The sequence below is a fragment of the Citreicoccus inhibens genome (assembly GCF_019039035.1).
Taxonomy (GTDB): Bacteria; Myxococcota; Myxococcia; order Myxococcales; family Myxococcaceae; genus Citreicoccus; species Citreicoccus inhibens.
In genome coordinates this window covers 49,778-71,843 of record NZ_JAHNZT010000018.1, presented here as the reverse complement: position 1 = coordinate 71,843, position 22,066 = coordinate 49,778, and the positions used below count along the sequence as shown (strand labels likewise).

General features: G+C 72.4%; 16 protein-coding genes. 5 read left to right on the top strand and 11 right to left on the bottom strand.

Going from position 1 to position 22,066, the window contains the following annotated elements; genetic code table 11:
• Positions 1-81: 81 nt before the first annotated feature.
• From KRR26_RS21130 to KRR26_RS21120, 3 genes are all read right to left on the bottom strand, one after another.
• On the bottom strand, positions 82-1,074 hold the full coding sequence (locus tag KRR26_RS21130) for a ChaN family lipoprotein (protein ID WP_217080665.1): 993 nt from the start codon (positions 1,072-1,074) through the stop codon (positions 82-84).
• 59 nt (positions 1,075-1,133) lie between these two features.
• A complete protein-coding gene (locus tag KRR26_RS21125) occupies positions 1,134-1,622 on the bottom strand; it encodes a hypothetical protein (protein WP_217080664.1) in 489 nt (162 codons plus the stop codon).
• Between the two features lie 161 nt (positions 1,623-1,783).
• Positions 1,784-3,799: a YgiQ family radical SAM protein gene (locus KRR26_RS21120; RefSeq protein ID WP_120209283.1), complete on the bottom strand. Its 2,016-nt coding sequence runs from the start codon at positions 3,797-3,799 to the stop codon at positions 1,784-1,786.
• A gap of 304 nt (positions 3,800-4,103) precedes the next feature.
• Here KRR26_RS21120 and KRR26_RS21115 point away from each other — a divergent pair, with 304 nt between their 5' ends.
• Complete coding sequence (locus KRR26_RS21115; protein ID WP_236068926.1) at positions 4,104-5,243, top strand: hypothetical protein; 1,140 nt, start codon at positions 4,104-4,106, stop codon at positions 5,241-5,243.
• 144 nt (positions 5,244-5,387) lie between these two features.
• Complete coding sequence (locus KRR26_RS21110) at positions 5,388-9,191, top strand: AAA family ATPase (protein WP_236068924.1); 3,804 nt, start codon at positions 5,388-5,390, stop codon at positions 9,189-9,191.
• A gap of 131 nt (positions 9,192-9,322) precedes the next feature.
• On the opposite strand, the gene KRR26_RS21105 is transcribed toward KRR26_RS21110, so the two are convergent.
• The 5 genes from KRR26_RS21105 to KRR26_RS21085 all read right to left on the bottom strand — a co-directional run bounded on the left by KRR26_RS21105 (position 9,323) and on the right by KRR26_RS21085 (position 15,458).
• The gene (locus KRR26_RS21105) at positions 9,323-9,841 is read right to left on the bottom strand and encodes a hypothetical protein (RefSeq protein WP_217080663.1); all 519 of its coding nucleotides are present in this window, start codon (positions 9,839-9,841) and stop codon (positions 9,323-9,325) included.
• A 27-nt stretch (positions 9,842-9,868) separates the two neighbouring features.
• Positions 9,869-12,799, bottom strand: a complete 2,931-nt coding sequence (locus tag KRR26_RS21100) for a CHAT domain-containing protein (protein WP_217080662.1) — start codon at positions 12,797-12,799, stop codon at positions 9,869-9,871.
• The gene (locus KRR26_RS21095; RefSeq protein ID WP_120209280.1) at positions 12,796-13,374 is read right to left on the bottom strand and encodes a sigma-70 family RNA polymerase sigma factor; all 579 of its coding nucleotides are present in this window, start codon (positions 13,372-13,374) and stop codon (positions 12,796-12,798) included. Before KRR26_RS21095 ends, KRR26_RS21100 begins: the two co-directional genes overlap by 4 nt.
• Before the next feature lie 167 nt (positions 13,375-13,541).
• Positions 13,542-13,979, bottom strand: coding sequence for an RNA polymerase sigma factor (locus KRR26_RS21090; RefSeq protein ID WP_120209279.1), 438 nt, complete (start codon positions 13,977-13,979; stop codon positions 13,542-13,544).
• Between the two features lie 276 nt (positions 13,980-14,255).
• A complete protein-coding gene (locus KRR26_RS21085; RefSeq protein WP_217080661.1) occupies positions 14,256-15,458 on the bottom strand; it encodes an alanyl-tRNA editing protein in 1,203 nt (400 codons plus the stop codon).
• Between the two features lie 122 nt (positions 15,459-15,580).
• Between KRR26_RS21085 and KRR26_RS21080 the strand changes: the two genes are divergently transcribed.
• Positions 15,581-16,219, top strand: a complete 639-nt coding sequence (locus KRR26_RS21080; protein WP_233577367.1) for a DsbA family protein — start codon at positions 15,581-15,583, stop codon at positions 16,217-16,219.
• A 42-nt stretch (positions 16,220-16,261) separates the two neighbouring features.
• Here KRR26_RS21080 and KRR26_RS21075 read toward each other — a convergent pair whose 3' ends face one another.
• Genes KRR26_RS21075 through KRR26_RS21065 form a run of 3 tightly spaced genes read right to left on the bottom strand, consistent with a single transcriptional unit; the run spans position 16,262 to position 19,508 of the window.
• Positions 16,262-17,497 carry a cytochrome P450 gene (locus tag KRR26_RS21075; RefSeq protein ID WP_217080660.1) on the bottom strand — a complete coding sequence of 412 codons (1,236 nt, stop codon included), beginning with the start codon at positions 17,495-17,497 and terminating at the stop codon, positions 16,262-16,264.
• Between the two features lie 5 nt (positions 17,498-17,502).
• On the bottom strand, positions 17,503-18,840 hold the full coding sequence (locus tag KRR26_RS21070) for a sensor histidine kinase (RefSeq protein WP_120209275.1): 1,338 nt from the start codon (positions 18,838-18,840) through the stop codon (positions 17,503-17,505).
• Positions 18,837-19,508 carry a response regulator gene (locus KRR26_RS21065; RefSeq protein ID WP_233577377.1) on the bottom strand — a complete coding sequence of 224 codons (672 nt, stop codon included), beginning with the start codon at positions 19,506-19,508 and terminating at the stop codon, positions 18,837-18,839. Before KRR26_RS21065 ends, KRR26_RS21070 begins: the two co-directional genes overlap by 4 nt.
• A 110-nt stretch (positions 19,509-19,618) precedes the next feature.
• Between KRR26_RS21065 and KRR26_RS21060 the strand changes: the two genes are divergently transcribed.
• Both KRR26_RS21060 and KRR26_RS21055 read left to right on the top strand, forming a co-directional pair.
• Positions 19,619-21,118: an ABC transporter substrate-binding protein/permease gene (locus tag KRR26_RS21060; RefSeq protein ID WP_236068922.1), complete on the top strand. Its 1,500-nt coding sequence runs from the start codon at positions 19,619-19,621 to the stop codon at positions 21,116-21,118.
• Positions 21,115-21,864 (top strand): amino acid ABC transporter ATP-binding protein, encoded by a 750-nt coding sequence (locus tag KRR26_RS21055; RefSeq protein ID WP_120209273.1) that lies wholly within the window; start codon positions 21,115-21,117, stop codon positions 21,862-21,864. Before KRR26_RS21060 ends, KRR26_RS21055 begins: the two co-directional genes overlap by 4 nt.
• Positions 21,865-22,066: the final 202 nt, after the last annotated feature.

Genomic DNA, 22,066 nt, shown 5'->3' with positions numbered 1-22,066 from the left:
TGAAATTGTTGCTCTTGCGTTATTTGATGGCAGACCTTGTTTTTGTGAAGCTTTGCAGCGTGGGCGGAGTGGGGTGTCCTTTCACTGAGGACGTGCTTTGCGCAGGGGCGCGCACGGATCGTCCTCCGGCACGGCGGGGGTGAACCAGACATAGTCATAAGGAATGCGCGCCGTGTCGAAGAGGGGCGCGTAGTCCTGGGGATGACGCGCGTCAGGAGAGACCTCCACCAGGCCCACGCTGCGCACCGCCGTGCGCGGCGCGCGGCGCGCGAGGTGCGCGGGGACGCCTCGGTCGGTGCGTGCGTGGCCATTGCCGGTGATGAGCACCGCGCCTGCCTCGGTCGCGGCGGCGAGCACGCGGTCCGCCATGAAGGCGTCCCGGGCGCGCTGGGCGAGCGCCATGGGGCCCATCATCGCTTCGGGGAGCTGTCCGCAGTGCGAGCGGTCCAGCTCCGCCCTCACCGCTCGCTCCTCGTCCTCGGGCACGGGCGTGTCCAGGCCCAGGCGCTCGCGCAGCGCGGGCTCCAGGGCGGTGGGGCCTTCCTTCACGAGCTGGCGCACCTGGGCGCGCGGCAGGTTCGCGGCGACGATGGGCAGCTTCGCCTCCAGTCCCGCGACGAAGACGGGGCGGTAGAGGCTCCAGGCAGGCCAGCCGCTGCGCTCCCAGTCCACGGCCCGCGCCAGGGCGTCCGCGTCGCCCGGGGCGTGGGCGAGCGCGTCCGCCACCGCGGGGGCCTGGGCGGTGTCCAGCATCTCGAAGGCGAGCGCGGGGCGCGCGTCCTTCGCGAGGGCACGCACGAGCTCGGCCTGGAGTTGATGGTGGTCGGGTTGATCATGCCGCTCGCCCAGGAGGACGAAGCGGGCGGCGCGCAGCGACTCGCGCAGGGTGGGCTCGTCCACGAAGCGGCCCTGGGCCACGTCCCAGATGCGGCCCACCAGCGGATGGTCGCGGTAGAGCGGGGCCTGCCACGCACGGGGCGCGCTCGGGGGCGCGGCGCTCGAGGAAGGGGCGGCCGCGTGATGGGCGCACGACGAGGACAGCAAGAGGAGGCCCGCGAGGAGGGTGCGTGACATGCACCCATCTGACACCAGGGACAGCGCCGGTGGCAGCCCGCGGGCCGGGCGGCTGATGACTACTTCGCGTCGACGACGAGCACCATCCATCGGTCGGTGGAGTGGTCGATGCGCAGGTTGGAGGCGCCGGCCTCCTGGAGCTGGTTCACGATGCGCTCCAGGAACACCAGGTGCTCCTGCGGCGCGTCCACGAACACGTTGCGCGAGCCCGGGCCCTTGGCCTTGGGCTTCTTCGCGGGCGCGGCGTTGGCGGCGCCGAGCGAGTCGGAGCTGGCGGCGGACTTCAGGTCGGCCGCGGGGTCGTGGATGGCGGGCGTCGGCGTCTCCTCCGTCGTCTCCGGCTCGGCGGTCTCGGCGGCGGCCATCTCCGCGAGCTCCTTCTGAATCTGGTCGCGCAGCTGGCTGAACGTCTTCAGGTTGATGCTGGCGCCGAACTTGTCCTTGTAGGCGTCCATCGCTTCATTCCGGGAGAGTTCCGGCTGGGTGCGGAAGAGGTCGATGAGGAACGCGTGGCGCTCCTGCGTCTGCTCCTGGGAGGTCCTGGCCATGGGGGTGTGTCCTCGATGTGGGGGAAGTTGGGCGGCGCACCGTAGCCGAGCCCTCCGCCTTGAGGAAGGTGCGCCGCGCCCTTCCGCCGCCCCCACGCCCCGAGAACCGGGCCCTCCCCGACGTCACGGTGTCCGTGGCGCGCGGGAGGACGCGGGTGCGCTCAGCGCGAGCGGGGACCTGGACGCGCGGGACGTCCCGCGGAGGGACGCGGCTGCACGGGGCGGGGATACGCCGCGCGAGGCAGGTCCTCGCCCGCGTCGCGCGCCTCGGCGGCCTCGGTGCGCTGGCGACGCGCGGCCTCGGCGGGAGACTCCGGGGGAACGAGCGCGTGGGGCCCGCGTCCGATGAGGTCCTCGCGCCGCGCCTGCCTCAGGGCCTCGCGCGCCAGCGGCCAGTGCTCCGGGTTCCAGTAGAGGAGCAGCGCCTTCTGGAGCCGCTTCTCGCGCAGGCCCTTCGCCGTGTACACGGGCTCCATCTTCAGCGGGTCCAAGCCCGTGTGGTACATCGCCGTCGCCACGGCCATGGGCGTGGGGATGAAGTCCTGCACCTGCCGCGGGCGCTTGCCCTTCTCCTTCAGCCAGAGCGCCAGCTCCACCATGTCCTCCAGCGTGGAGCCCGGGTGGCCGCTGATGAAGTAGGGGATGTCGTACTGCTCCTTGCCCGCGTCCTCGCTCGCGCACGCGAACATGTGCTGGAAGCGCTCGAAGCTCTCGATGCCGGGCTTCTTCATCTTCTCCAGCACGCGCGGCGATACGTGCTCGGGGGCCACGGAGAGCTGTCCGCCCACGTGGTGCGCGGCCAGCTCCTTCACGTACTCGGGGGAGCGCTCGGCCAGGTCGTAGCGCACGCCGCTGGCGATGAAGACGTGCTTCACGCCGGCCTCGGCGCGCACCTGCTTCATCACGTCGATGAGCGGGCCGTGGTCCGTCTGCAGGTTCTCGCAGACGCCCGGGTGCACACAGGACAGCTTCCGGCAGCGGCGCTCGATGTCCTCGCTCTTGCACTTGAGCTTGTACATGTTGGCCGTGGGGCCGCCGAGGTCGGTGATGGTGCCGCGGAAGTCGCCCATGCGCCGCAGCGCCCGCACCTCGCGCAGCACGCTCTCCGCGGAGCGGCTCTGGATGACGCGGCCTTCGTGCTCGGTGATGGAGCAGAAGGTGCAGCCGCCGAAGCAGCCGCGCATCAGCACGACGGAGTGCTTCACCGTCTCGTAGGCGGGGATGCGCTCGGAGTACATCGGGTGCGGCACGCGGTTGAAGGCCAGGTCGTACAGCTCATCCATGGCCACGGTGCTCGGCTCGCCGGGGCGCAGGCCGGTGCCGTCCTCCAGCGGGCGCGCGGGCCGGTTGATGTAGATGGCGCGGTTGCCATGGCGCTGCGCGAGCGGGCGCGCGTTGCCCGGGTTGGTCTCCATCTGGAAGTCGCGGCTCATCACCGCGAAGGCGCGCGCGTCTTGCGTCACCTCTTCGTAGGAGGGGAGCACGACGACCTTGTCGTCCGCGGCGCGCCGGGCGGGGTCTGCTTCCAGCGCGCGCATCGCCTCGTCGTTGATGAGGTACGCGGTGCCGCGGATGTCGCGCAGGTCCTCCACGCGCTCGCCGTTGCGCAGCCGGTCCGCGATCTCCCAGATGGGGCGCTCGCCCATGCCGAAGACGAGCAGGTCCGCCTTGGCGTCGAAGAGGATGGAGCGGCGCACCTTGTCGCTCCAGTAGTCGTAGTGCGCGATGCGGCGCAGGCTCGCCTCGATGCCGCCCAGCACGATGGGCACGTCGGGGTACGCCTCGCGGCAGCGCTGCGCGTAGACGATGGTGGCGCGGTCCGGCCGGCAGCTGGTGCGCCCGCCCGGGCTGTACTGGTCCTCGGAGCGGTTCTTCTTCTGCGCCGTCAGCCGGTTGAGCATGGAGTCGAGGTTGCCCGCGGCGACCCCGAAGAACAGGCGCGGCGGCCCGAGCGCGCGGAAGGGCTCGGCCGAGTGCCAGTCCGGCTGGGGGATGAGGCCCACCTTGAAGCCCCGGCCCTCCAGGAAGCGAGCGATGAGCACCGGCCCGAAGGCCGGGTGGTCCACGTAGGCGTCCCCCGTGACGATGATGATGTCGCACTGCTCCCAGCCCCGAGCCTTCATGTCGGCGCGAGAGATGGGGAGGAACGGGTGGGCGTGGCGGGCGGGAGTTGCCATGGGGGGGACCCCCTCCTAAACCCCCGGCGTGGCGTGACGCAAACCCATTGGGTGGGGGCGGCCCTCCAGGCTCCCGCGTTTCCTGGATTCCGGCGGGGTGCGACTCACCCGGCCCGAGAGTCCTATCGGAGCGAAGCCCGGCGCACGGTGTCTACGACTGGGGTGCCATCGCCTTCGGCGCGAGTCGGATGGAATGTCGGGCGGACCCAGACACGGTCGCCCCGGGGCAGGGCCCGGCCGCGCGGCGTGAGGCCGGCCGCGAGCCCTGGTCCGGATGGATTCCCTCACACCAGGAACGCCGAACATGCGCCATCGCCGAGCCCTCCGTTGGATTCCCTCCTCTCTCCTGCTGCTCTTGGGAGGCTGCGGTGTCGAACCCCCCGATGCGGAGCCGGGCCTGCGCGTCTCGGCGCTCGCGTCCTCCGGGTTGGACTTCAGCGCGTCCGAGGTCGTCGTCACCTGCGAGGGCGGCACGCAGCGCGTGTCCGCCGTGGTGGTCAACGAGTTCGTGAGCGGCGTGGATGCCTCCACCGTCGGGGTGTACGCGGGCGACCCCGCGCTCGGGCTCCGGCTGGCGAGCGTGTCGATTCCCTTCCTGGTGGGCCAGGAGCGCCGCGCGTTCCAGGTGGAGGTCACGCTGCCGCCCGGCACGACGCAGGTGTTCGTGGTGGCGGACGACGACCGGCGCTTCCCAGAGGTGGATGAGACGAACAACGTCGCGTCGGCGTCGCTGAGTGGTGCGTGCCTGAGCAACCAGGCGCCCACGGCGATGTGTCACGCGGTCACGGTCAACGCGGATGCGTCGTGCCGGGCGATGGCGTCCATTGACCAGGGCTCGTTTGACCCCGACGAGCGGCCGGGCCTGCTCTCGGTGACCCAGGACCCGCCGGGGCCCTTCGTGTTGGGCACCACCCCGGTGGAGCTCACGGTGTCGGATGGCGAGGCGTCCAGCGCGTGTTCGGCCACGGTCACGGTGACGGATGTGCTGCCCCCGGTGCCGGGCGCGAGCCGGCACGTGGTGCTTCCGGGCAGCCCAGCCTCTGACTACCGCGTCGTCACGCTGGCGGACTGCGCGCTGCCGGCGGTGGACAACTGTGGAGGGACGCTGTCCTTGGCGCAGACGGGGACGATTGTGCGGGTGTCCTCGGACGAAGCCGAGGACGCGCTGTCCGTCCTGCGGCTCGTCACCTGCGACGACATTCAGCTCAGCGCGGACCGGAAGTCCGCGCGCGTGCGGGCGGAGTCGGCGCTGCTGGGAGACGGCCGCGTCTACACGTTCACCTACGAGGTGCGGGACGCGTCGGGCAACGTGGCCACGAGCACCTGCGAGGTGTCCATCCCGTCGCCGCTGGGGGGGACGAGCACGAACTCGGGGGCGGTGTACTGCCGAGGCACGGGCTGTCCGCCGAACACGGGCGGTGGCCTGCTGTGCAAGCTGCTGTAGGGCGCGAGGTTGGGGCGGGCGCGCCGGGACTCGCGGTGCGCCCGGAACGAGCGTTGACGGGGATCCTCGGGTCCCCTACCTTGGCTCGCTTCGCGCCCCGGTGATTCCGCCCGAGCGGATGGGCGGCGCCGAAGGCAGCTCCGCATGATGCGCCGTACGCACGAGGACCCAGCCCATCCGGAGGCGCCCCGGGACGAGCGCGCTCCCGATGACGCCGTGCCCGTGTTGCGCGTCGAGTACGACGCGGACCCGACCTCGCCGTCCGGTGCGCCCGTGCTGCGCGTGCGCCCCAAGGCCGAGCCCCGCGTCCCACGCGACCACGTCGGTCCGCACCGGCAGGCGAACTCGGCGGAGACGTTCGACGTAGATTTGCCCGCCGCTCCGCGAGCGCCCGCGACAGCGCGCGGAGGCGCCCGGCACGACGAGAACTCGACGGACCCCGAGGTCCCCACGCCGCGAGCCACGGCGCGGCAGCGGGGAGTCGCCGCGCCCGGAGCGCGTGCGGCGGAGCCCGAGACGTTCGACGCGGAGGCCGCTGCGCCGCGCGAGTCCGCGGAGATGCGTGGGGGCGGGAGGCTGGCGGAGCCAGAGGCGGTCGACGCCGAGGCGTCTGGTGCTCCGCGCCTGCCCACGGGCCCTCTCAGGCTCCCCCAGCCGGACGCGGGCGTGACGGCGCCTGAGATTCGCGAGGTGGATCGGAACCTCGCGGCCCCCGTGGACTCCACGCGCGCCGAGCGGGAGGCGATGCAGGCGGCCGTGGGCGCGGGCCGGCGCCGCGATGCGTGGAACCCGCCCGAGTACCTGCCCCCCGAACTGGCCGAGGCCCTGGCCGCCGAGCGCAGCCAGTACCGAGCCCAGCGCATCCAGGACGCACGCGACGTGGGACTGGCCGGGCCGGGCGTGGTGGGCCTCCAGCCCGTGCCCGCGGCGGACCCGGATTGGACGGGCGGCTCGTTGCTCGGCTTCGTGGGCGAGGAGCTCGTCTTCGCCGGTAACATCGTCCATTTGGACTTCGAGTCGGGGCGCGTGTTCGCCGCGTCGGACTCGGGCGAGGACCTGGACCGCCGCGCGCTCGTCGCGGAGCGTTGGTGCTACCGGCCCTACGACTTCGCCGAGGCCCTCTGCACGGCCGCGACCGCGTACGCGGACCGTCAGCCCGCGCTGGCGCAGGCCCTGCGCCGTGCCTGTGGCGAGGAGCCCTCCGCGCCGCCCTCGCCCCGTGACGCGGAGTGGACGCCCGCGGACCGGCTGTGGCGTCAGCCCTGGGGCAGCATCTGGGGCCCACCCGGTACAGGCAAGACGACGGCGGTGGCGGACCTCATCGCCCGCGCGATGCGCTCCTTCCCGAACGAGCGCATCCTCGCGGTGGCGCCCACCAACCGCGCCGCGGACGAGCTGGTGATGCGCGTCAGCGCGCTCCTCGAGCGCGAGCCCATCCCCCTGCGCCCGTTGGCGCGCACCATCTTCCGCGGCGGCACCGGCGCGAGCGAGGCGCTCTCGAAGCTGCCCACCGTGGCGCTGGAGGAGGCCAAGGCGAGCAAGCTGCGCAGCTCCATCCAGGAGCGCGAGCGCGAGCTGACACGGGAGCGCACCCGAGGCGGCCCCGCCGACGAGCTGGCCCGGATGCAGGCGGAGCTGCGGCTGCTTCGCGGTCGGGTGAAGGACCCCACGCTGCGCGAGGCCGAGAAGGGCGAGAGCCCCCTCATGGTGCTCACGGTGCACCGCGCGCTGCGGCTCGTGTCGGAGCTGGAGGGCGCGGAGACCTTCGCGCGGCTGGTGGTGGACGAGGCCGGCATGGTGACGCGCGCGGCCACCGCGCTCATGGCGCCGCTGGCCCGTCAGGTGACGCTGGCCGGAGACCCCAAGCAGATTGGCCCCGTGAGCCGCGCGGCCGAGGGCGTGGGCAAGGGCACGCAGCGCTGGCTGCGCGCCAGCGGCCTGTCGCACCTGGAGGACGCGGTGCGAGACGCGGCGCGCTCGGACGTGATGCTGCTGCGCACGCAGCACCGCATGCACCCCGAGATTGCCCGCGTCGTGAGCCAGTTCTGTTACGGCGGCGCCTTGGAGGATGGTGAGCTCGTGCGTCAGCGCGCGGAGCGTCCCGCGCCGGTGCCTGCCTTCCCGCTGCGCGCCGCGTGGCTGGTGTTGGACGGCCTCACCCGAGACGCGCGCCGCCTCACGCACGGACGCGGCGAGACGGGCTCGGGTTATCAGCGCGAGCTGTCCGCGGACCTTGCCGTGTCCCTGGCTCGGCAGGCGGTGCGCTCGGGCCTCACGGTGTTGTGCGTGACGCCGTATCGCGCCCAGGCCGCGCTGCTGCGTCGGTTGGGGACGGCCGCGGGGCTGCGCTCGGACGTCTTCAGCGCCTCCACCATCCACCGGCAGCAGGGCACCCAGTACGACGTGGTGATGGTGGACACGGTGGCCGGTGGGCGTCCGTTTCCGGCGCACGCGCTGGTGCCCATCCTCAACGTGGCCGCCAGCCGCGCGCAGGACTATCTCCTCGTGCTGGCGTCTCGCGCCGAGGCCCGCGCCTCTCCCGTGGCCACGCGCTTTCTGTCGCTCCTGCCTCGCGTGCGCGTGCACCCCGGCGACGTGCCGCGCCTGGAGCCGCTCGCCCCGCAGCCGCGTCCTCCACCGCCTCCACCGCCGCCCCTCGTCCCCTCGGGCCTGGGGGGAGAGATTGAAGGCGCCAAGGGCTCGCAGCCGCTCTTCACGCAGGAGCAGGTGTCCCTCTTCGAGCGCAACTTCGACGGAGGCCACCACCTGGTGCGCGGCGTGGCGGGCAGCGGCAAGACGTACGTGCTGACGAACTGGGTGGCGCGCTACCTGCTCGAACACCCCCGCGCGCGTGTGCTGGTGTCCTTCTACAACCGCTCGCTGGCGCCGCTGGTGGAGGTGCTGTTGAAGGAGGCGCTCACGCAGCGCGCGGGAGCGGAGCGGGTGCGCGAGCTGCGCACCCAGGTGACGGTGCGGCACGTGGGCGCGCTGCGCCGGCCCGAGCCCGGCAGCTTCGACGCCGTCTTCGTGGACGAGGCGCAGGACATGGACGCCAAGGCGCTGGCCACGCTCTACGGGCTCGTGCGCCCGCACCTCACCGAGGACGGGAAGGAGGCGCGCTGCTTCCAGCTCTTCATGGATGACTCGCAGAACGTCTACGGCCAGGTGCCCATCGAGTTGCTCAAGGAGCAGCTCCCGGAGGGCCTGTCCTTCCGAGGCCGCACCCGCGTGCTGAAGGAGACGTTCCGCGCCACGCGCGACATCCTCGACGTGGCCTTCAACGTGGTGCTGGACCCCTTGCGCCAGCACGCCGTGGGTGACCCCGGGATGCGCGAGTACATGAAGGTGGGGGAATTGGCGCGCGAGGGGCTCGTGTGGCTCCCCGAGGAGACGCTGGAAGGGCTCTACCGCGTGCAGTCCACCGAGCGCGGCGGCGTGGTGCCCACCGTGCGCGGCTTCGCCTCCACGACGAGCGAGGCGCGCTGGGTGGCCAAGGAGGTGGCGCGGCTGGTGCGCGAGGAGGGCGTGAAGCCGGGAGACATCCTCGTGGTGGCGCCGGTGATGCCGGCCACCTTCACCCAGGCGCTCCAGCGCGCGGGCGTTCCGGCCGAGGCCTACGGTGGCAAGGGGGGCCGAGACGCGGCGGACTTCCGCGTCACGGGCGTGGACCATGTGCGCGCCACCACGGTCTTCTCGTGCAAGGGCCACGAGTGCCCCGTCGTCTTCTTCGCGGGGTTGGAGGCGCTGGACGCCATCGAGGCGTGGATGGCCGGGGCCCGCCAGCGCGGCGCGCGGGAGAACGAGCGGATCCGCCGCGCCATGTTCTACGTGGGGGCCACGCGCGCCATGAAGCGCCAGTACCTGACGGGCGTGCGGGGCGGGCGGTTCCTCGCGGTGGCCACGGCCTACGTCGAGGCGCTCACCCAGGGGCGCGCCGCGACGGAGTGACGGCGAACCTGGCGAAGGAGTGCGGCGCGCCTCGTTCTTGTGGGCGGTGGGCCGTGGCGCTTTCGAGTGCCCCTACCACGGCCCTGCCCAAGCCCCCGGTGTCACGCTGGCACCGGGGGCTTTCTTTCGCGCTACTTCGCGACGTGCGTCACCTGCTCCAGGGTCTTGTAGGGCAGGTTGTTGGAGATGATGAAGCGCGAGAGCTGGTAGATGTACCTCCTCCACTCGGTGCCTGTGGGGCCTGGGCCGCCGCCCTTGCCGGGGACGTCACCCGCGTTGGCGATGAGCGAGCAGGGCTTGCCCGCCGCGTCGATGCAGGTCGCCACGGCGGACGGCGCGGAGGCACCGGACGCGGTGTGCTGCGCCTGCGCCTGCGCTTGAAGTCTCGGCGTGTTGCCGGTCGAGCGGCGCAGCCAGACGGCCAACTCGTCGAGGCTGCTGGACTCGCGCTGGAGGAGAACAGCGGCGGTGTTGGCGTCCACGACGTAGCCCACGTAGAGGTCCGGGTTCTGGGGGCTGCTGGCGACGACCGTGACGACCATCCCCGCCGGGATGTCCTTGGGCAGGATTCGGTCTGGCTCGATGGAACGGGAGAAACAGCCGGAGACCGCCAGCAGCAGCAGCGGCAGCAGCAGCAGATGCTTCTTCATGGTTCGTAGCTCGTCGTGGGGGTGGGACTACTCGAACAACAAGACCTGCTCGACCCAGGTGGCGCCAGGGTGGGCCACAAGCCAGGTCCGCCGCGCGTCGCGCAGCACCGGGGCGGCAGGCTCTCCGGCTCGGATGCGCGAGAGGACCGGCGTGAAGAACGCCGAGGCCTCGCTGTCGGGAATCACCTGCGTCGCGGCCAGTACCGCGCGGGCGCCGGCCGTGACAAAGGCCAACGGAAGGCCGAAGTTCTCGTGGATATAGGCCGTGGCGTGCGCCGCGTGGCAGGCCGCGAGCACCACCACCGGATGGCCACGGAGTGGAGACGCCTGGACGTCCGCGGCCGTCAGGGCGAAGCGCCCGCCCTCGGACTCGGGGGACAGCACCAGCACCGAGGCGTCCGACATGCCCGGGTCGATGAGCCCGTGCGCGTGGATTTGAACCTCGGTGGCATCCCGCATCGCCTCCAGCACGCGCGAGGGCGTGGCGGCCGGGCCGCGCAGCACGATGGGCGCGTCTCCCTCGGTCGCGGCGTCGTGCCACGGCTGAAGCTCGGGCAGGCGCAGCTCCGCCGGAGGCACCACGTCCGACACCACCAACCGGCGCGGCGCGACGGCGGGCGCAAAAGGTTGGGGTGGGCCCAGCTGGTAGGACCACGCGAACTCCGAGGGCAGCAGGCCCGCCTGGCCTTGCACGGGCGGGCGCGCCACCACCTGGATGCTCGGGCAGTCGCGCAGCGCCGCCAGCACGTCCGGCGGAATGAGCCCCGTCACGTCGGAGAGCGGCGTGCGCCGGCGGTCGTCGTAGTGCGCCACCCTGCGGCCGTCCGCGCCGAGCGCCGCCACGAAGGTGCGCTCGTCATCCACCGTCACGCCCAGCAGGCAGCGGTCCGCGGTGGACAGCCCCAGCTCCTCGGCGATGAGGGCCATTCCCTGCTCGAACTCGCCGTGGCGGGCCGCGTCCAGGATGAGCGAGGTGTACGTGTAGACGCGCGCCTTGCGGGCGTTGGGCGTCGTGGCCAGCAGGGGCGCGGACTCGGTCAGCGTCTGACGCAGCAGGGCCTGTCCACGGGCGCGGTCCAGCTCCAGGAAGAAGCGCCCCTCGATGTGGCGCAAGAGGAGGTCCTCGCCCGCGTCCAGCGCGCCAGGAGTCCGCAGCGCGTCCAGGGCCTTGCGCAGGAGGGCCTCGTCCTCGGGGCGGCGCAGCGGCGTGCGCGCCAGGTCCGCCAGGACAAAGAGCCGCGCGAGCGAGGGCGGGGTGTCGCAGCGGGCCGCGCGGTCGAGCTGCGCGCGCGCGGCGGGGAAGTCCAGCGCGCGGTGGAACGCCGTGGCGAGCCCGGTGTACGCCAGCTCCGTGTAGGCGCAGTTGTCCGGGGAGCGCTGGATGGCCTCCTCGGTGTACGCGTGCGCCAGGGCCAGCTCGCCCCGCATGCGCGCGGTCTGCCCCAGCTCCTGGAGCAGGCGCAGCTCCTGGCCCCACTCGTGGCCCGCGCGGGCTCGCTGAAGCGCGGAGAGCGCGTGGGCGTGCGCCTCCACGAGGTGGTGCAGGTTTCCCTCCAAGAGCGCCAGCTCGCGCAAGAGCGTGATGCAGCGGTACGCGGGCCGCGCATCCTCGCCACACGCGCGCAGCACCTCGGGCGTGAGCGCCTGGGCGCGCCTGGGCTCGCCCGCCATCACCGCGGCCCGCGTCCGTCGCTCCAGCGCCAGCAAGGTGAACCACGGGTCCCGGGCCTCGCGGGCCAGCGCCTGGTACTCCGCCAGGTGGGTGCGCGCATCCTGCACGAACACGAGCGCGCCCAGGAGCTGATCCTCCTGCCGGGCCTCGCGCAGGCGGGGGAGCAGCGCGGTCAGCTCGCCGGGGGGCAGGGTCCCCACGGACAGCTGGGCATAGGCCTGGGCCAGGGGACGCCGGATGGCGAAGTCGCGCCGGGACGCGGTGCGGCGCACGGCGTCCTCCAGGTCCGAGCCGCCGTCATGCGCGTCCAGCGCCGCGGCCAGCTCGCGCAGCGCCTCGGCGCGCTCGGGCGAGTCCGCGGTGCGCAGGCCGTCATAGAGGCACAGCCGCGCCATGCCGGGGACCGTCCGCGCTTCCTGGACGGACATGGGCGTGCCGCCCGTCACCATGCGGCGGCAGGACTCCCACGCGCCCTCCCAGGACTTCTTCTCCTCTTGGGCCCGCGTGCGCAGCTCCACGGCGCGCCGCGCGGCCTCGTCGCTCCACCCGGGCTCCTTGAGGGCGGCCACCTGCTCGAAGGCCCCGGCCGCCGTCATGAACAGGCCCAGGGCGCGCAGCGCGAGCCCGCGGTTCCACAGGGCCTGGGGATGCTGAGGCCGCTCCTTGAGGGCCTGCTCCGCGAGCGCCAGCGCCTCCTCTGGCGCGCCGCGCGCGAGGGCCAGCACGGCCCGGTCGCTGCTCGCGTCGGGCGAAGGCGCCAGCGCGTCGAGGAAGGGCGCCGCCTGGACCAACTCGCCGCGCAGCAGGTAGGCGGCCGCGATGCCCCGCTTGTCTCCCGCGTCCTCCAAGCGGGCCAGCTCTCGCAGGGACAGCGCTTGGGATGCGTCGGGGGCGCCGCGCATCACCTCGTAGGGCCGGTGGCGGTCCGCCCCCGGGTGCGTCAGGCGCGCCTCCAGCGAGCGCGTGGGGGCCTGGGCGAGCCACAGCGCGGAGCCCGCCCGCTCGTCCGCGCGGCGGGAGACGACCATCACCACCGCGAGGCTGGCCGCGAGCGCCAGCGGCGCCGCCACCCACGCCCAACGGGCGCGAGCGCGCAGCGGCCTCGGGGGCTCCTTGACCTCGGCGGGGTGCAGGACGTCATCCGCCAGCAGCTCCAGGGCGAGCAGCTCCTGCATGCGCGGTGGACATGTGCCGCACTGGGCCAGGTGGTGGCGGAAGTTCTCCGCGTCCACCGGGGGCAGCTCCCCATCGACGAAGGACTCCAGCTTGTCGCAGGGGGCGCTCATGGCGTGGACCCGTCGTCGGCGGACAGCTGGAGGCGCAGGGACTGGCGCGCCTCGGTCAGCCAGCGCCCCACGGTGCCTTCCGGGACGCCTTCCAACTGGCGGGAGATGGCGCGGTAGCGCAGGCCGGAGGCGTGCAGGCGGTAGGCGGTGCGTTGGGGCTCGGGGAGCGCCTCGATGGCGCGCTCGAAGTCCTCGCGGGAGACGCGCTCCCACTGCTCATGGGGCGTGGGCTCGGAGGAGGTCTCGGCGAGCTGCACCACGCGCAGGGCGGGCTGGCCCAGCGCCTCGGTGCGCCGGCGACGGCAGTGGTCCAGGAAGCGGTTGCTCAGGGTGGTACTCAGCCAGACGGCGATCGCGCCGACGGGTTCTCCCTCCAACTGGTCGAAATGCCGATAGGCGCGCTCCAGGGTCTCCTGCACCAGGTCCTCCGCGTCGATGCCGCCGCCCGTGCACAGCCGCATGGCCATGCGCAGCAGGCCCGGCCGCCGCGCACGCGCGAACGCCTCGAACCGACGACGGTCGACTGGCGGGGCGGCAGGCCCGTTCTTCGTCTCCCTGAATTCGCGTCGGTCCAAGCTTGGAGTGCCCCCTCCGGCCGTATGAACGCCGAACGTGAAGTCTCTTCGCGGGAAAGTCCAGGACGCGTCACGGCCCAGGGGCCGGGGCCTCACCACCCACACCGGCTCTGGGCGGCCCTGGGGGGCTGTGCCCGTGCTCGGGTGTGGGGAGGCCGCTGTCTTCGTTACATCCGCCAGTGCGTGGCGCCACCGCTCGGCAGGGGGGAAGGCTCCGTGGCGGAGGCGGGCTTCGCGTACACCTCGCGGAAGCGGGCGCGCAGCATCTCGAGGGTCTTCTTGACGCCCTCATCCAGCGCCGGCGCGGACAGCCGGGCCAGCTCCAGCGGCACGGGCGGCGCCACCGGGCGCGCGTCCGAGACCTGCCGGCTGCACTGCTCCAGGAAGCACTGGTGCATCGTGGTGAGCAGCCAGCCGCGCACGGCGCTGGCGTTCCGGTCCTCCAGCGTCTCGAAGACGTGCAGGGCCTGCTCCAGGGTCTCGCTCACCAGGTCTTCCGGATCGAACTTGCTGCCCGCGCACAACCGCGCGGCCAGGCGCTCCAGGTCCGGTCGGTACTCACGGACGAAATCACCAAAGGCATTCAAACGGCCGTTCAACTTCATCCAAGTCCCCCCAGCCCCTTCTTGATGCCGTGCACATTACGCTCCAGCCCTGACGCACCTGCTGGGGTCGCGTCCGATACAACGCTCACCATGCTGAATCTTGGATCAAAACACATGGTGCGAAGAGTCAAATTACCCGCGCTCTCAGAGGGAAACCTGGGTGGGTCTGAACCCGCCATGGGGTGAAGTCCTCCCACCCTGTGAGACGATGAATCAGGTGGATGAAACATTTTCGCGAATCCACCTCCGGCGTTGCGCTGGCAGGCTGCGAAACCCTCACTCCCAGAGTCTGGCGACGAGCGCGGGCCAGTCGGTGGTGAGGGGCAGGCGACCCTCCGCGTGCTCGGGGCGTCCGCCGCCCCGGCCTCCCGCGGCCTCGGCGGCGCGCTTGAGGAAGGCCCCGCAGGCGAAGGTGGACTGGGGGCCTCGGGCCACCAGCACCGGCATGCCCTCGGGCGTGCGCCCCGCCAGGAGCACCACGGCCTTGGGGTGGGAGAGGAGGCGGGCGGCCACGGCGCGCAGCTCCTCCGGGCCGGCGGTGTCCAGCACCGCGACCACGCGGGCATCGTCGGCGCGCGCCAGTTGCTCCGCCAACTGCCGGGCGGTGTGCTCGGCCTGCCGCGCGCGGGCCGCGCCCAGGGCCTCGCGGGCGGTGGTGAGGTCGCGCTGGAGCTTGTCCACCACGGTGGGGACCTCGGCGGGGCCGCAGCTGAAGGCGCGGCCCAGGCTCCTGAGGACGCCGGCCTCCTCCCACAGCTCGCGGCGCGCGCGTGGCCCCGCGGAGAAGAGGACGCGCCCCTTGCCCTTGTAGCGCTCCACGCCCAGCACGCGCACGAGCCCCACCTGCGCCGAGCCCGTGCAGTGGGTCCCGCCGCAGGGGGACACGTCGAAGTCGCCAATCTGGATGATGCGGATGGAGGCGCTCACCTTGGGCGCCCGGCGCAGCGGCAGCGCGGCCAGCTCCTCCGGGGTGGGGAAGAAGGCGCGAATCCGCACGTCGTCGTCGATGACCGCGTTGACGAGCGCCTCGGCCTCGGCCACTCGCCGCTCATCGAGCGCGTCCAGGTCCGTGTCGAGGGTGCACAGCGTCTCGCCCAGCCGCGAGGACACCGTGGCCGCGCCCGCCACGTCCAGGAGCGCTCGCGACAGCATGTGCTGGCCGGTGTGCAGCGCCATGTGCGCGCGGCGCCGCGCGCGGTCCACGTCGCCGGTCAGCTCGGTGCCCACGTCGGGGAGCGCGGCGCCGGCATCCCGCGTGAGCAGGTGGTGCACCACGCCCGCGTCGTCCACCTGGACATCGCGCACAAGCAGGCCGCCGAGCACGCCGTGGTCCGCCATCTGCCCGCCCGCCTCCGGATAGAAGGCGGTCTGGTCCAGCACGACGGAGGGCACGCCCTGGAACTGCGCATGGGCGAGCACTCGGGCTTGGAAGTGGAGGAGGAAGGGATCCGCGAAGTAGAGCCGCTCGGTGGGGCGCATGGTGAAGGGGATAACACGCGGTCGATGAAACCGGCGGCGCGCTCGGGTCACTCCTTGGCGCGCGGCCAAGGTCGCTCCGCGCTGCTGGCCCTTTTCACACCCCACATCTCCAGGTGATGTCCATGAACCGTCGGCTCATGCTGTCGTGGTCTGCTGTCCTGCTGTTCCCGCTCACGTCGCTCGCCAGCTCCGCGGCCGAGTGTGACAAGGCGCGCCCCGAGGCGGTCGACGCGCGCCCCACGCCCCGCGCCGCCACGCCCCGCGCCGAGGCCCCGTCGGTGGGGCCCACCGCCGCGCGCGTGACGGTGGAGGTGTGGTCCGACTTCGAGTGCCCCTATTGCGCGCGCGGCGCGACGACCTTGAGCGCGCTGCGTGCGAAGTACGGGGACCGGGTGCGCTTCGTCTTCCGTCATCTGCCGCTGCCGTCGCACCCGCACGCCAGGCAGGCCGCCGCCGCCGCCATGGCCGCGAACGAGCAGGGGAAGTTCTGGGAGTTCCACGACGCCCTCTTCGCCAACCAGGACGCGTTGGAGCGCGCGGGGCTGGAGGCGCTGGCGCGCAAGCTGGGGTTGGACGTGGCGCGCTTCCGCGGCGCGCTCGACAAGCACGCGTGGGATTCCTACGTGGAGGCGGACGCGGTGGAGGCGCGCTCGCGCGGAGTCCTCGGCACGCCCACCTTCTTCGTCAACAGCCAGGCGGTGACGGGCGCGCAGCCCGTCGAGGACTTCGTGCGGCTCATCGACGCGGAGCTGGCGCGCTGAGTCCCGGCCAGCCCCTGGCAGGCGCTGCCTTGCGAGGGGCCCTCAGCGGGGCTCCCACTCGAGGTAGAGCTGCTTGGGGCCCCGGTGCAGGAAGTTGGGCAGGTAGACAATGGGCTTGTCCGCCTGGAGGCGCGGGGTGTCCATCCGCGCCAGCAGCACCTCCATGGCCACGCGCACCTCCAGGCGGGCGAGCTGCGCGCCCAGGCAGTAGTGGATGCCCGCGCCAAAGCCCAGGTGACGGCCGGTGTCCGGCCGGCGAATCTGGAACCGGTCCGGCGCCTGGAACGTGCCCGCGTCCCGGTTGGCCGAGCCGAACAACACCAGCACCCGCGCGCCCTCGGGCAGCTCGGCGCCGCCCAGCGTCACCGCGCGCCGCGTGGTGCGCATCATCCCTTGGAGCGGCGTGTCCAGGCGCACCGCCTCCTCCACCGCGCGCGGCAGCAGGGTGGGCTCGTCGCGCAGCGCCTTCCATCGCTCGGGCTCGCGCAGCAGCATCACCTGCATGTTGCCCAGCAGGTTGGTGGTCGTCTCGTGCCCGCCGAAGTGCAGGCCCATCACCAGGTTGATGAGCTCCGCGTCCTCCAGCGGAGGACCTTCCTCGGGCCGCGTGGCGACGAGCGCGCTCGTCAGGTCGTCGCGAGGGACCTGGCGCCGCTCGTGGATGAGCGCGGCCATGTAGTGCTGGAAGGCGACGAGGCTGCGCGCGCACTCCACCTGCCGCGCCACCGGCAGGTTGCCGCCGGACAACAGCGACATGTCCTCGGTCCACACGCGGAAGCGCTCCAGGTCCGCGTCCGGCATGCCGAGCAGCAGGCCGATGACCCGCGCCGGCAGCGGGAAGTTGAAGCGCGACACCACCTCCGCGCGCCCCAACGGCACGAAGTCATCCGCCATGCGCGTGGCCAGCTCGCGGATGCGCGGCTCGAGGGCCCCCACCCGCTGCGGCGCCAGCGCGCGAGAGACGATGGCGCGCATGCGCGTGTGGTAGGGCGCGTCCGCGTCCACCAGCGAGGGCAGGCGTGGATAGCCCTGGGCCAACACCTCCAGGACCTCGGGCGGCGGCGGCACGGGGCTGGCGAAGGCGTTGGCGGACAGGAAGTCCCCGGGGTTGCCCAGCACCGCGCGCACGTCCTCGTGCCGCGTGACGACCCACAGGCTCAGCGCCTCGCTGAAGTGGATGGGCGCCTCGTGCCGCAGGCGCTCATAGAGGGGATAGGGGTCTTCCAGGTGCGGAGACTGGAAGCGCTGCTGGAAGTCGGGGGCGGAGGGGGTGGACATGGTGCTCAGGCGCCGTGGGACCCGGGCGCCGCGGTGGAGGCCAGCCCCATCAGGTATGGCGGATGCAGGGGGAGGCGGATGGTGAAGGTGCTGCCTTGACGGGGCTGAGACTCCACGTCGATGCGGCCGTGGTGCGTGGTGACGATGCCGTGCACGACGGACAAGCCCATGCCGGTGCCCTCGCCCACGGGCTTGGTGGTGAAGAAGGGCTCGAACATGCGCGCGCGCACGTCGGCCGTCATGCCCGTGCCCGTGTCGCTCACCTGTAGCACCGCGTGGTCCTGGACAATCTGGGTGGACACGACGATGCGCCCGCCCTCTGGCATGGCCTGCGAGGCGTTCATCAGCAGGTTGACCACCACCTGGGCAATCTGGCCCGGACGTCCGAGCAGCACCGGCACGTCGCCCAACTGAGGCACCACCTCGCAACGCGGGTGGAGCTGGCTTCGGGTGATGCGCAGCGCGACGGCCACCTCGTCGTTGAGGTCGTACTCGGTCAGCGCCTCCGGGTCTCCCCGCGCGAAGCGGCGCAGGTCCGCCACGATGGCCGTCACGCGGCGGATGCCATCGAGCGTGGCCGGCAGCACGTCCTCCACGTACTCGGTGAGCAGGGGCGACAGGTTCGGGGTCGCCTTCAGCTCCACGAGCAGCGAGTTGACGTTGCTCTTCACGTAGCTCATCGGGTTGTTGATTTCGTGCGCCACGCCCGCGGCGAGCAGGCCCAGGCTGGAGAGCCGCTCCTGCTCGTGGGCGCGGCGGTGCGCCTCGTCCAGCGCCGCGTGCGCCCGCGCCAGGGCCTGGTGCTGGCGGTCCAGGCCGCGCATCGCCTGATGGGTGAGGAAGACGCGCGCCTCGGAGATGAGGCCCACCAGCAGGGACAAGAGCAGGAAGCACGCGGGCAGCATCGGCTCGCAGCCATCCAGCAGGGCCACGCCCGCCACCAGCCCCAGCAGGAGCCCCAGGCGCCGGCGCGCGGTCGGGTCCACGTAGCCATCCACCCAGAGGCTGTTGAGGGGCAGGTACAACCACACGGGGAGGGCCCAATCGCTCACCGTGCCGTAGAGCAGGGTGGCCAGCAGGTTGAGCCCCACGCGCAGGGCCTCGGCCACGCGCGTGTGCCGGCTGAAGAACGCCCGGGCCAGCACGACGTTGATGGCCGTCACCGCGGCGAACACCGCGGTCACCAGCGCCATGCGGCCCCACTTCCCCCACAACGTCCACAGGAGCAGGGCGTGGAGGGCCGTCACCGCCGCGAGCGTGATGCGCCGGACGCGCTGGTTCACGCGTCGGGCGGCCTCCTCGGGCGGGAGGTCCATCTCCCGCTCCCAGGGCGCCGGACTCATGCCTTGCCCACGAGGGACCGAGCCGCCGTGGGCGCCAGCTCCGTCCGCACGGGCAGCTCCACCTTGAGCCGCTGCGGGCCGCCCACCTCCGCCACGAAGGACACCTTGCCGCCGTAGCGCTCCAGCAACCCGCCCACCACCTTGAGGCTGTCGTCGGCCAACAGCCCGGCGAAGCGCTCGATGAGCTTCATCGCCTGGTCCGTCGCGAACGCGGGCTCCGTCAGCTGCACCTTCACCACCAGCGCCGAGTCCGCCGGACACGCCTCCGCGGTGCGCCCCGTCCGCTCCCCGAGGAACGGCTGGTACAGCTGCGCCATCACCTCGCGGTGCCGCAGCAGCCCCAGCAGGTAGGCCACGAGCTCCGCGTCGTCCCACGGTTTGCTGATGAAGCGACAAATCTCTCCGTCGTTCACCGACGCCACCACCGACTTGAAGTCCGCGTAGCCGGAGATGATGAGCCGCAGCGCCAGGGGGTGACTGCGTTTGACTTGCTGGAGCAACTCGCTCCCCGTCATCCCGGGCATCCGGAAGTCCGACAGGACAATGTCCGGTGTGAACTGCTGGAGCCGCTCCAAGGCCTCCTCGCCGTTGTACGCCACCTCGACCGTGAAGCCTTCGCGGCGCAGCAGGCGGCGCAGGGCGTGCGCCACTTGGGGCTCGTCGTCCACTATCAAGACTTTAGACTCTTCCATGAATATCCAGGAGTTCAGGTCGCGACAAACTACCGCACTGCCGCTCGGATTTCGCCTATGTCGGTGGCATCCAAAACTCGAGCGAGATGGAACAACCCTGGTCGTGGGCGACCCGGCCCCCACACACCTGGCGCTGGGCGCTGGCGGTGCTCGTGCTGTTGTGCGCCGCCTGCGGCCACGAGACGGGTACGGGCCTGGAGCGCGTGCGCCGGGCGGGGGTGCTCCGGTGGGGTGGGGACGCGCAAGGGGGCGAGCCCTACGTCATGGAGGACCCCGAGCAGGTGGGGGGCGTGCGGGGCTTCGAGGTGGAGCTGGCGGACGCGCTGGCGCGCGAGCTGGGCGTGCGCGCCGCGTTCGTGCAGAACGATTGGTCCAACCTGATTCCGTCGTTGGATCGCGGCTCGTTCGACGTGGCGCTCAATGGGTTGGAGGTCACTCCGGCGCGCGCGGGCCGAGTCCTCTTCACGCGGCCCTACTACGTCTTCCAGCAACGGTTGATGGCCCGGCTGGGCGACGCGCGCATCACGGACCTGGCGTCGCTGCGGGGCAAGCGGGTGGGCACGTTGGCCAACTCGCAGGCGTGGGACCTGCTGCTGCGGGTTGGGGCGCAGGCCCTGCCCTACGAGGGCGTGCAGGAGCCGTACATCGACCTGGAGGAGGGGCGGCTGGACGCGGTGCTCCTGGACGACATCATCGCGGAGCGCTACGGCCAGACGCGCCCGAGGCTGCGCGTGGTGGGCGATGTGGGGGAGGGGCACTACGCCATCGCCGTGCGCCCGGGGGAGGAGGACCTTCGCGCGGCGTTGGACGCGGCGCTGACGCGGCTGGCGCGCTCGGGCGAGCTGCGCGCCATCTTCCAGCGCTGGCACGTCGACGATGACGCCGAGCAGCGCATGGTGGACTGGACGGAGGCGGACACCAAGGCGCTCCTGGCGGACACGTCCACGGCGCACCTGGGCTGGGGGCAGGCGGTGCTCTTCCTCCAGGCCGCGGGCGTGACGCTGCTGGTGTCGGTGCTGGCCATGGCGGTGGCCATTCCCCTGGGCGTGCTCCTGGCCTTGGCGAGGCTGTACGGGAACGGGGTGGTGTCTCGGGCCTCCACGCTCTACGTGGAGCTGCTGCGAGGCACGCCGGTGCTGTTGCAGCTGTATGTCTTGTACTACGGGCTGGCGGGCGTGCTGCGGTTGGACGCGCTGAGCGCGTCGGTGGTGGGGTTGGGGCTCAACTACGCCGCCTACGAGGCCGAGGTGTACCGCGCGGGGGTGCAGGCGGTGCCGCGCGGACAGTTGGAGGCCGCGCTCTCGTTGGGCATGCCGCTGCGGCTGGCCTTGCGGCGCGTGGTGATGCCGCAGGCGTTCCGGGTGGCGTTGCCGGGCGTGACCAACGACTTCATCGCGCTCCTGAAGGACAGCTCGCTCGTGTCGGTCATCTCGGTGGTCGAGCTGACGAAGCGGATGACCATCACCGCGGTGGATGTTCGCAGCTGGCTGGTGCCCGGCGCGCTGTGCGCCGCGCTCTACCTGGCGATGAGCTATCCCCTGGCGCGGTTGGCGAGGCGTCTGGAGGCGCGACTGGAGCGTGGATGATTGACGTCAAGGAGCTGCGCAAGCGCTACGACGGACAGGCCGTGCTGGACGGCGTGAGCGCGACGTTCGCTCGCGGCGAGGTGGTGGCGCTGGTGGGCCCTTCGGGGGGCGGCAAGAGCACGTTCCTGCGGTGCCTCAACGGGCTGGAGTCGTTTGACGCGGGCTCGGTGCGCGTGGGGGGGGACACGCTGGGGCCGGGGTGTGGGCGGTCGCAGGGGGCGGTGCTGGGGCGCATCCGCCAGCGGGTGGGCTTCGTCTTTCAGCAGTGGCACCTGTTCGCGCACCGCACCGCGCTGGGCAATGTCATCGAGGCGCCGGTGTTCGTGCGAGGGCTCGGGGTTCGTGAGGCCACCGAGCGCGGCAGGGCGCTGCTGGCGCGCGTGGGGCTGTCGCATCGCGAGAGCGCGTACCCAGCGGCGCTGTCGGGAGGGGAGCAGCAGCGGGTGGCCATCGCGCGAGCGCTGGCGATGGATCCGGAGGTGTTGCTCCTGGACGAGCCCACCAGCGCGTTGGATCCGGAGCGAGTGGGCGAGCTGGTGGACCTGCTGGCGGGCCTGCGCGCGGAGGGCCTGACGATGGTGGCGGTGACGCACGAGATGCGCTTCGCGCGCGAGCTGGCCTCGCGGGTGCTCGTGCTGCACGGAGGGCGCGTCATCGAAGAAGGTGTGCCCGACGAGGTCCTCACGCGGCCGAACCATGCACGGACGCGCGCCTTCCTCGGTCTGGACCGCTCCGCGCGTGGCTGAGGTGTCGCGCTGAGCCGCACCGCGTCCGGGGGGAGGCGATTCGAGGCGTGAGAAGTGCGTCGTGCCGGGTCTGCGGCTGGTCCGGCGCGGTCGCGTTCGAGCGCACCGAGGCGCAGCGCGAGGCTGGCGTCGCTACGCCCCAGGTCGGACGTGCTCTCCGCGCGGGGGCGTGTCCTGGTGCGTCGAGGTGCCTGGCGCGGAG

Bases quoted from the DNA above. Each gene is read 5' to 3' on its own strand.
- KRR26_RS21115 (WP_236068926.1), top strand. From the start codon at position 4,104: ATGCGCCATCGCCGAGCCCTCCGTTGGATTCCCTCCTCTCTCCTGCTG.
- KRR26_RS21080 (WP_233577367.1), top strand. From the start codon at position 15,581: ATGAACCGTCGGCTCATGCTGTCGTGGTCTGCTGTCCTGCTGTTCCCG.
- KRR26_RS21060 (WP_236068922.1), top strand. From the start codon at position 19,619: ATGGAACAACCCTGGTCGTGGGCGACCCGGCCCCCACACACCTGGCGC.
- KRR26_RS21075 (WP_217080660.1), bottom strand. From the start codon at position 17,497: ATGTCCACCCCCTCCGCCCCCGACTTCCAGCAGCGCTTCCAGTCTCCG.
- KRR26_RS21070 (WP_120209275.1), bottom strand. From the start codon at position 18,840: ATGAGTCCGGCGCCCTGGGAGCGGGAGATGGACCTCCCGCCCGAGGAG.
- KRR26_RS21100 (WP_217080662.1), bottom strand. From the start codon at position 12,799: ATGAGCGCCCCCTGCGACAAGCTGGAGTCCTTCGTCGATGGGGAGCTG.
- KRR26_RS21110 (WP_236068924.1), top strand. From the start codon at position 5,388: ATGATGCGCCGTACGCACGAGGACCCAGCCCATCCGGAGGCGCCCCGG.
- KRR26_RS21090 (WP_120209279.1), bottom strand. From the start codon at position 13,979: ATGAAGTTGAACGGCCGTTTGAATGCCTTTGGTGATTTCGTCCGTGAG.
- KRR26_RS21105 (WP_217080663.1), bottom strand. From the start codon at position 9,841: ATGAAGAAGCATCTGCTGCTGCTGCCGCTGCTGCTGCTGGCGGTCTCC.
- KRR26_RS21125 (WP_217080664.1), bottom strand. From the start codon at position 1,622: ATGGCCAGGACCTCCCAGGAGCAGACGCAGGAGCGCCACGCGTTCCTC.
- KRR26_RS21130 (WP_217080665.1), bottom strand. From the start codon at position 1,074: ATGTCACGCACCCTCCTCGCGGGCCTCCTCTTGCTGTCCTCGTCGTGC.
- KRR26_RS21055 (WP_120209273.1), top strand. From the start codon at position 21,115: ATGATTGACGTCAAGGAGCTGCGCAAGCGCTACGACGGACAGGCCGTG.
- KRR26_RS21120 (WP_120209283.1), bottom strand. From the start codon at position 3,799: ATGGCAACTCCCGCCCGCCACGCCCACCCGTTCCTCCCCATCTCTCGC.
- KRR26_RS21085 (WP_217080661.1), bottom strand. From the start codon at position 15,458: ATGCGCCCCACCGAGCGGCTCTACTTCGCGGATCCCTTCCTCCTCCAC.